The sequence below is a fragment of the Bradyrhizobium sp. UNPA324 genome (assembly GCF_006658635.1).
In the GTDB taxonomy this organism is placed as follows: Bacteria; Pseudomonadota; Alphaproteobacteria; order Rhizobiales; family Xanthobacteraceae; genus Bradyrhizobium; species Bradyrhizobium nanningense.
In genome coordinates, this window is the sequence record NZ_LFJD01000003.1 from 1 (window position 1) to 1246 (window position 1246).

Below are 1246 nucleotides of genomic sequence, written 5' to 3' on the forward strand. Positions count from 1 at the left end.
TGAGCTGCTGCCGGTTTGATGGACACCGAGATTAGGTGTTTCATGAAGCCGGAGGTGGGCGATGAAGAGACGGAAGTTTAGTCGCGAGTTCAAGGTCGAGGCGGTCAAGCTGGTCCGGGAACGCGGAGTGTCGGTGGCACAGGCCGGCCGCGACCTGGACGTTCATGAGAACGTCCTGCGCAAGTGGGTCAAGGAGTTTGGCACCGACCCAGTGCAGGCCTTTCCCGGCCACGGCCAGATGAAGCCGGAGCAGCAGGAGATCGAGCGGCTGCGCCGTGAGGTCGCCAAGCTGAAGGCAGAGCGGGATATCCTAAAAAAGGCCGCAGCCTTCTTCGCGAAGGAAGCGACATGAAGTTCGTCTTCATCGCGAAGCACCGGACGATCTGGCCGGTGGCATGGCTATGCGATGCGCTCGGGGTATCGCGGTCGGGCTTCCATGCCTGGCTGAACCGTTCTCCCAGCGCCAGATCCAGCAGCGACGAGGAACTCGGCGGCAAGGTCAAGGCTAGCTTCAACGCCAGCGACCGCACCTATGGCGCGCGCCGGGTCTGGCGCGATCTGCTCGCCGATGGGGCGGACTGCGGCCTGCACCAAATCGAACGGCTGATGCGCCTGCAAGGCTTGCGGGCGCGGCCGCGACGCCGGCGCTTGCCGAAGGACAGCGGCGATCGGCAGCTCGAGACCGTGCCGGCGAACCTGCTAGACCGGCAGTTCGCTGCCGAGCGGCCGAACCAGAAGTGGATCGCCGACTTCACCTATCTCTGGACCGCCGAGGGCTGGCTCTATGTGGCGGCGGTGATCGACCTGTTCTCCCGTCGGGTGGTGGGATGGTCGATGAGTGCCGCCATGACGGCACAGCTTGTGACGGATGCATTGTTGATGGCCGTCTGGCGGCGGGGCAAGCCGGATGCGCTGCTGCACCACTCCGACCAGGGCAGCCAATACACGAGCGAGCAGTTCCAGCGCCTCATGGCCGACCACGGCATCGTCTGCAGCATGAGCCGCTCAGGCAATGTCTGGGACAATGCGGCGATGGAGAGCTTTTTCTCCTCGCTCAAGACCGAACGGACAGCCGACAAGACCTACAGGACCAGAGACGAGGCACGAGCCGATGTGTTCGATTACATCGAAAGATTTTACAACACGACCCGCAGGCACTCGACCATCGGTTATCTCAGCCCGGTTGAGTTCGAGCGCAAGGTGGGATTAGCTTAACCCGGTGTCCATCAAACCGGCAGCAGCTCAG

1 protein-coding gene is annotated in these 1246 nt (G+C 62.9%); it reads left to right on the forward strand.

What is annotated here, in order from left to right; all coding sequences use genetic code 11:
• The first annotated feature begins 61 nt into the window (after positions 1–61).
• A protein-coding gene (locus tag UNPA324_RS00015; protein WP_141932835.1) for an IS3 family transposase occupies positions 62–1215 on the forward strand; the annotation gives its coding sequence in 2 pieces (ribosomal slippage) (positions 62–311 and positions 311–1215; 1155 coding nt in all).
• The last annotated feature ends 31 nt before the right edge of the window (positions 1216–1246 follow it).